The 7,417-nt window shown below is 71.0% G+C and carries 7 protein-coding genes; 6 read left to right on the forward strand and 1 reads right to left on the reverse strand.

What is annotated here, in order from left to right; all coding sequences use genetic code 11:
• The 6 genes from E1284_RS36700 to E1284_RS36725 all read left to right on the forward strand — a co-directional run.
• A partial coding sequence (locus E1284_RS36700) for an ATP-binding protein (protein ID WP_131944748.1) occupies positions 1-419 on the forward strand: 419 nt, incomplete at its 5' end.
• Positions 420-881: 462 nt separating this feature from the next.
• Positions 882-2,219 (forward strand): LCP family protein, encoded by a 1,338-nt coding sequence (locus E1284_RS36705; RefSeq protein WP_131944749.1) that lies wholly within the window; start codon positions 882-884, stop codon positions 2,217-2,219.
• A gap of 54 nt (positions 2,220-2,273) precedes the next feature.
• The gene (locus E1284_RS36710) at positions 2,274-3,224 is read left to right on the forward strand and encodes a GlxA family transcriptional regulator (protein WP_131944750.1); all 951 of its coding nucleotides are present in this window, start codon (positions 2,274-2,276) and stop codon (positions 3,222-3,224) included.
• The gene (locus tag E1284_RS36715) at positions 3,221-3,823 is read left to right on the forward strand and encodes a DJ-1/PfpI family protein (RefSeq protein ID WP_131944751.1); all 603 of its coding nucleotides are present in this window, start codon (positions 3,221-3,223) and stop codon (positions 3,821-3,823) included. The genes E1284_RS36710 and E1284_RS36715 overlap by 4 nt, the downstream gene beginning before the upstream one ends.
• 59 nt (positions 3,824-3,882) lie before the next feature.
• Positions 3,883-5,001: a hypothetical protein gene (locus tag E1284_RS36720; RefSeq protein ID WP_131944752.1), complete on the forward strand. Its 1,119-nt coding sequence runs from the start codon at positions 3,883-3,885 to the stop codon at positions 4,999-5,001.
• A gap of 16 nt (positions 5,002-5,017) precedes the next feature.
• Positions 5,018-6,628: a CocE/NonD family hydrolase gene (locus tag E1284_RS36725; protein ID WP_207924163.1), complete on the forward strand. Its 1,611-nt coding sequence runs from the start codon at positions 5,018-5,020 to the stop codon at positions 6,626-6,628.
• Between the two features lie 27 nt (positions 6,629-6,655).
• Here the strand turns inward: E1284_RS36725 and def are convergent, their stop codons facing one another.
• Positions 6,656-7,189: a peptide deformylase gene (def, locus tag E1284_RS36730; RefSeq protein WP_131944753.1), complete on the reverse strand. Its 534-nt coding sequence runs from the start codon at positions 7,187-7,189 to the stop codon at positions 6,656-6,658.
• Between the last annotated feature and the right edge of the window lie 228 nt (positions 7,190-7,417).

Below are 7,417 nucleotides of genomic sequence, written 5' to 3' on the forward strand. Positions count from 1 at the left end.
AGGTCACGCTGCCCGGGGTGCGGCGGTCGGTCGGGGTCGCGCGGGGGTTCGTCCGGGACCTGGCGGCCGGCCTGCCCGCCGTGGACGACCTCGTGACGGTGGTGAGCGAGACGGTCGCCAACGCGGTCACGCACACGGCGTCGGGGCTGGCCGGCGGACGGGTGACGGTCGTCCTCATGGAGGGCGACGGCGTCTACCGGCTGGAGGTCGCCGACGACGGCGCGGCCGGCGGCCGGCCGCATGTCAAGGCCGAACTGGGGGCGGAGACGGGGCGCGGCATGCGGATCGTGGAGGCGCTCGCGGCGCGCTGGGGGTTCCGGGCGGACGGGCCGCGGACGGTGGTGTGGGCGGAGTTCCCGGCCCCGCCCGCGGGGGAGCGCGGGCGGGGCCGGGACGCGCCGGTCAGCGACCCCGGTTGAGCTGCCGGGCAGGCAGCCGCCGGGCGTTGCGGCGCTGGTTCGCGAGATTGGCCGACCTGGCGTCGGAGTTCTTTCGCTTCCCCTTCTTCTTGGAATTGGCGAAGGGGGCGGAGTCGGGATTGTGAATTGCACGCATGAAAGCAACACCTCCGGGCGGGGCTTGAAATCGGCCGTGCGAGGGCCGATGAGGAGAAAAGGCGGGCGCGCGACCGTGTCGCAGGTCAAGTGGCCTGCGAGTGAAGAGAAGTGCGCCCGTGAGGAGGATGGGAGCGGGCCCGCGAAAGCGTCCAAGACGGCGTGGAAGCCAATGTCGGCGACGGTGTCGGGGGCGGCTCGACCAGAGAGAATCAAAGCTCCATGCGTAAGAGTTAGCCATAGATCACCCGGCGGTGTCAACCCATTAATTCCATCCGATCGTGAACCCGGACGGCGGGAAGTGGAGATACATCGCCGGGAGGCTTCATGAAGGTGCTGGCTTGGATCGCCGTCGCCGCGGCGGCGGTGATGGTGACGGGCAGCCTGTCCGCGTACGGGTACTACTGGAAGCTGCAGAACGCGGTCCAGCACGAGGACGTGGACAAGCTGATCGGCGGGAACCGGCCGAAGAAGCTGAACAGCGCCCGGAACATCCTGGTGATCGGGTCCGACACGCGGGAGGGCGCCAACGCGCAGTACGGGAAGGGTCTGCGGAACAAGCCGCCCGCGTCCGACACGATGGTGCTGCTGCACCTGTCGCCGGGTGGAGGGCAGGCGCTGGCCGTGAGCTTCCCGCGCGACCTCATGGTGCCGATACCGGAGTGCACGCGCAGGGACGGCACGAAGGTGCCCGGCACCAGCGTCGCCATGCTGAACCAGGCGATCGCCCACGCCGGCCCCGCGTGCACGGTCAAGACCATCGAGCGGGTCACGAAAATCCACATCGACCACTTCGTGCAGGTGGATTTCGTGGGCTTCAAGCGGATCGCCACCGCGGTCGGCGGCGTCCCCGTGTGCGTGAGGGGCGATGTCCACGACAAGGACTCCGGCCTCAACCTCACCAAGGGCAGCCACAGGTTGAAGGGCGAGCAGGCTCTGGCGTACGTCCGCAGCCGCAAGGGGTTCGGGGACAAGAGCGACACCGCGCGCATCAAGCGGCAGCAGCACTTCTTCGGCGCGCTGGCCAAGGAGGCGATGGGCAAGGGCGTCCTCACCGATCCCGGACGCCTGAACGAGCTGCTCAACGCGGTGGCCGAGTCGCTGACCACGGACAAGGCGCTGACCGTCGCGGAGATGCTGAAGATCGCCCAGGGCATGCGCGACCTGAACGCCGGCAAGCTCCGCTTCGTCACGGTGCCGTCGGGCGCCTACGCCCCGGACCCGAACCGGGTGGCCCTGACCCGTCCGGCGGCCGACGAGTTCTTCGACGCGATCCGCAAGGACGTCGTCGTGCCCGCGCAGCAGAAGGCGCCGGCCGTGCCGCCGGGGAAGGTGCACGTGTACAACGCGTCCGGCGTGGAGGGGCGCGCGGCGCAGGTCGCGGCGCAGCTCGAGGACGGCGGCTGGCAGGTCGTCGGCGTCGGCAACCTCCCCTCCCGGACGCGGGCCACCCACGTCCGGTTCGGGACGGGCGCCGACGCGCAGGCGCGGGCGCTGGCCGGGCTCCTGCCGGGCGCGCGGGTCGCGCCGCGCGCGAAGGCGCCGGCCGGTGTCGTCGAACTGGTCATCGGCCCGGACTTCACGCGGATCCGGACGTCCGGCGGCATCCCCGTGCAGCAGGGGGAGAGCCGGGCGAGCGACACCGTGTGCGAGAAGGTGGCGTGATCCGTGGGGTACGTGTCGTTGACGCCATGACGGGCACGGCTCCAGCCTGGAGTCATGCGCGTCGCGTTCGTGATATTCGACGGGTTCCAGGTCCTCGACCTGACCGGCCCCCACGAGGTCTTCCAGCACACAGGCCGGTACGAATGCCTCGTCATCGGGCCCGAGGCGGGCCTCGTGCGGTCGTCCGGCGGGCTGCCGGTGCACGCGGGCTTCGGCACGCGCGACGTCGCCCCGCAGGGCATCGACACGCTCGTCGTCGCAGGCGGAGAGGGGGTCGACCGGGCGCGGCGGGACCCGGCGCTGGTCGGCTGGATCGCCGAGGTCGCGACGACCGCGCGGCGGGTCGCGTCCGTGTGCAGCGGGGCGCTGCTGCTCGCCGAGGCGGGGGTGCTCGACGGCCGCCGCGTCACCACGCACTGGGCGCGCGAGGCGCAGCTCAGGACGGAGTATCCGCGGCTGGACGTCGACTGCGACCCGATCTTCATCCGGGACGGGCGCGTGTGGACGTCCGCCGGCGTCACGGCCGGCATGGACCTGGCGCTCGCCCTGGTGGAGGACGACCACGGCCGCGACACGGCGCACGCGGTGGCGCGGGAACTGGTGATGTTCCTGCGGCGGCCGGGCAGCCAGTCGCAGTTCAGCGTCCCGCTGTGGTCGGCGCAGCCCGCGAGCGACCCGATCCGGGCGGCGGTGTCGTCCGTCCAGGCCGATCCGGGCGCCCGGCACACCATCGCCGACCTGGCCGAGCGGTCCGGGCTCAGCGCGCGGCACCTGCAGCGGCGGTTCACCGCCGAACTGGGCGTGCCGCCCGCCGCCTACGTCGAGCGCATCCGCATCGAGGCGGCGCGGCGGGCACTGGCGGAGGGCGACGAGCCGGTGGAGACGCTGGCCCGGCGCCTGGGGTTCGGGACGGGCGAGACCTTGCGCAGGGCGTTCCACCGGCACATCGGCGTCGCGCCGTCCGACTACAGGGATCGATTCCGAGGAACGAGGGAGTACGCATGACCACGTACGGGCTGCTGGTGTTCGAGGCCGCGGAGGAACTCGACTTCGTGGGCCCCTGGGAGGTGTTCACGGCGTCGGCCATGCTGCGCGACGAAGACGACAAGGCTTTCCTGGTCGCCGAGCAGCCGGGGCCGGTGCGCTGCGCCAAGGGCCTGAGGGTCGTGCCAGACCACACCTTGGACGACCATCCGAAGCTGGACGTCCTCCTAGTCCCGGGTGGACGTGGCGCAAGAGAGACCCAGCAGCACAATCCGTCCGTCACCGGCTGGATAGCGAAGACGGCCGAACAGGCCGACTGGGTGACGAGCGTGTGCACCGGCTCGATCCTGCTCCACGCCGCAGGCCCGGCCAGGGGGCGAAGGGTCGCGACCCATTGGTCATCGGAGGACGACCTGGAGGCTCGCGGTGACGTGACCGTCGTCCGCGACGCGCGCTACGTCGTGGACGGCAACCTCATCACCAGCCAAGGGGTGTCCGCCGGTATCGACATGGCGCTCTGGCTGGTCGGACGCCTCCACGGACGCGACCACGCACGGGCGGTGCGCCGCTACATCCAGTACGAGCCGGCGCCCCCGTACATGGCCGACACGCCGGAGTGACCGGAACGAACATTCCGCCATACCAGTGATGATCTTCGCTTATCGGCATAATCACGCGAATGGCGATGTCGCTTCCGGTGCGGTTCCGCAGCGATGGCGGGCGGGTGGCGGTGGAGACCGATCCACTGCACGCCCCGCTCCGCGACTTTCTCATCAACGACCTGGGCGAGGACGTCTCCGCGATCGCCCGCACCCAGGGGCGGCTGGGCGGCGGCGGGCCGTCCGGGCCCTGGGAGGAGGTCTACCGCTACCACCGCCTCGACTTCGACGGCACGACCGTCCACGTGCGGGACGTCGGCGGATGGGCGTCCTGCGACCTGGACCCGGCCGTCCTGCGGCAGTGCCTGGAGGAGTACCTCCAGCAGGTCGGCGCCCTGCGGAGCCGCCGCAGCCTGGAGCGCGTGCTCGGCGAGCCGCGCAACGGCGAACCGGTCGCGAGCTCGCTCGCCCTCGGCTCGGTCTCGAACCGGACGCAGGGCTGGGGACTGATCCAGGCGCCGCGCGCCATGCTGGAGGACATCGCCGGGCTCACCCCGCACCCGGACGGCTGCCTCCCGCACGGCGTCCTGGAGACCGGCTCGGGTGCCTGCTGGGCCGACCTCGCCGTGCTGGACGAGAGCGGGACGCGCCTACGCGGCGGCACCAAAACGTTCATGCCGCGCGGGATCGACCCAGAGCGCCTCATGGCGGAGCTGGGCAGCACCTTGACCCAGGCCCGTTTCCTCAACGGCGTCCCAGGTGCATGGTGCGGTGTCGTCGCCGGTGTACCGGTGCACGGCTACATCGACCCGGATTCCGTCCTGCGGCTGCCCTGCCATCCGATCGAGATCGAGGGCGTCGTCCGGCATGTGCGGGTGTTCTTCCCAGAGCTGGCCGACTCGGGGGTCGATCTGGAGGCCGCGGCGTCCAGCGCGAGCACGTTCTCCCAGGTGGTGTACGGGCCGCGTCATGTTCTCACGGCCTTCCTACTTCACGATGTGCAGAGCCACCGGCACCATCTGGAGGTCGTCCGTGCCGCACGTCCAGGCTGGGAGCACACGGGGAACGCCTGCCATCTGCGGGTCGATGTGCAGACCGTCCGGTTGGAGCACCTGTGGCTGCCCGGCCACGCCTGCGAGTTGCCGACGGGGGAGTTCGCCGGCGTCCTGTACGAATACGAGCGTCTCGTAACCTCGTGACCGGACTGGGGGGCACATGGCCGACCTGATGGGGCGACTCGCCGACCGACTCGTGGACCGCCTCTTCGGCCTACCCGAGGTGCCCTCACCGGACATCGGGATAAGACGCGACCTCCGTGTGCCCATGCCGGACGGGGTCGCGCTCATCGCCGACCTGTACCGTCCCCGCGGTGCGGGGCCGATGCCCGCCGTACTGATCCGCACCCCCTACGGCAAGCGGCAGCCCATCATGCGGCTGTTCGCCGGGGTCCTCGCCAGGCGGGGCTTCCAGGTCGTCATCCAGAACGTGCGCGGAGTCCTCGGCTCCGGCGGCGAGTTCCACGCCTTCCACAACGAGAAGGACGACGGTCTCGCGACGCTCACATGGCTCCGTGACCAGCCGTGGTGTGACGGCAAGGTCGCCATGGTGGGTGCGAGTTACCTCGGCTTCACCGAATGGGCGCTCGCACCCTACGCGGACCCTCCTCTGGAAGCGATGGGGCTCGGCATCACCGCGTCCGAATTCGTGAGCTCCTTCTATCCCGGTGGGGCGCTCGCCCTCCACAACACGCTCGTCTGGTCATCGCTGATGGGCACGCAGGGCGAGAGGAGGCGCCCGCTCCACAACAGGCGTGTCCGGCAGGCGATGCGTCACCTCCCGCTAGGCGAGGCGGACACGGCGGCCATCGGACGTCCCGAAACGTTCCTCCGCGAGGTCACCGCCCACGCCGAGCCAGGCGACGGCTTCTGGGACGACACCGACCACAGCGCCGCCGTCCCCGGCACCACCACGCCGACCACGATGGTGACGGGCTGGTGGGACCTGTTCCTGCGCGGCCAGTTGCGCGACTTCGCCGCCCTCCACGCCGCCGGACGCCAGGTGCGCATCACCATCGGCCCATGGGGACACGACACGAAAGCCCTCCGCGCGATGGTCTCCGACCAGGTGTCCTGGCTGAACGCCGACCTGAACGGCGACAAGGCCCAACTGCGTCAGGCGCCGGTAAGGCCCCACCTGCAGAAGGCAGACCGCTGGATGGACTTCGACCAGTGGCCCCCGCCCGAAACCAAGCCGACGCCGCTCTACCTCGGCCGAAGCCTGCTCTGGGACGGTCCGCCCGACGCAGACCCGGCCACGTTCACCTACGACCCACTCGACCCGACACCGAACGTAGGCGGACCGCTCCTCTCGCCCGGCAAGGGCAGGCAGCGGGACAACACACCGATCGAACGCCGCGGCGACGTGGTTGTCCTGACCGGCGCGCCCCTGGACGCGGACCTCGACCTGATCGGGCCGGTCTCGGCGACGATCCACGTCCGGACGAGCACGGGCCACGGCGACCTGTTCATCCGCCTCTGCGACGTCGACCGCGACGGCGTCTCCCGCAACGTCACCGACGGCATTCTGCGCATCAGACGTGAAGGGCTCGTGCGGGCCGAGATCGAGATGCATCCGACCGCGTACCGGTTCCTGCGCGGCCACCGGCTGCGCGTCATGCTGGCGGGCGGCGCGTTCCCGAGGTTCGCCCGCAACCACGGCACCGGCGAACCCGCCGGGCGGGCCGTCGCGTCCCGTCGCACCCGCTTCGAGATCCTCCGCGACAAGGACCACCCGTCGGCGATCCACCTCCCGGTGTGGGACGGCTAGCTCTCCCGCATTACAGCCCGTTCTGCGCTAGCCGGCGGTGCTCTCCGCGCGCAGGGCCTCGAACTCCTTGAGCACCTTCTTGCGCGCCCTGGCCGAGAGCCGGTCGATGTAGAGCTTGCCCTCAAGGTGGTCGGTCTCGTGCTGGAGGCAGCGGGCGAGCAACCCCGTCCCCTCGACCGTGATCTCCGCGCCGGTGACGTCGAAGCCGTGCACGGTCGCATGGTCGGGGCGTGCCAGCCGGGCGTGCGGCCCCGGCACGGACAGGCAGCCCTCTTCGTCGTCGTCCAGCCGCCGGTTCTCCAGCGTCGGCAGTTCCAGGACCGGGTTGACGACGACGCCCCTGCGCCGCTCGCCGTCCTCGTCCGGGCAGTCGTAGACGAAGACGCGCAGGTCGACGCCGATCTGGTTCGCGGCCAGGCCGACACCGTCCGCCTCGTACATGCTGGCGAACATGTCGTCGGCCAGTTCCGCCAGCGCCGCGTCGAAGTCCTCGACGGGCCGGCACGGCCGATGCAGGACGGGCGTCCCCACCAGCGTGATCGGCCGCACGCGTCCCACCATCACCGATTCCTCCCGGAACCGATTACATCACGCCCCGTCGACCGGGACGCTGAACGCGGAGCGTGTTCCGTTCGTCGCACACCGTCGTCCGCTCATCGACTCGGCGCGCCGAACCCTCGATCCGGCCGGGCTCCCTCGCTACGTTCTTCACATCCGCCGCACGGCCGGTCGAGCCGCTTCGGGGGGAGCGGCCGGTCCCGTGAGCGCACCCGGGGACCGGCGCGGCGG

The organism is Actinomadura bangladeshensis, assembly GCF_004348335.1.
GTDB classification, from domain to species: Bacteria; Actinomycetota; Actinomycetes; order Streptosporangiales; family Streptosporangiaceae; genus Spirillospora; species Spirillospora bangladeshensis.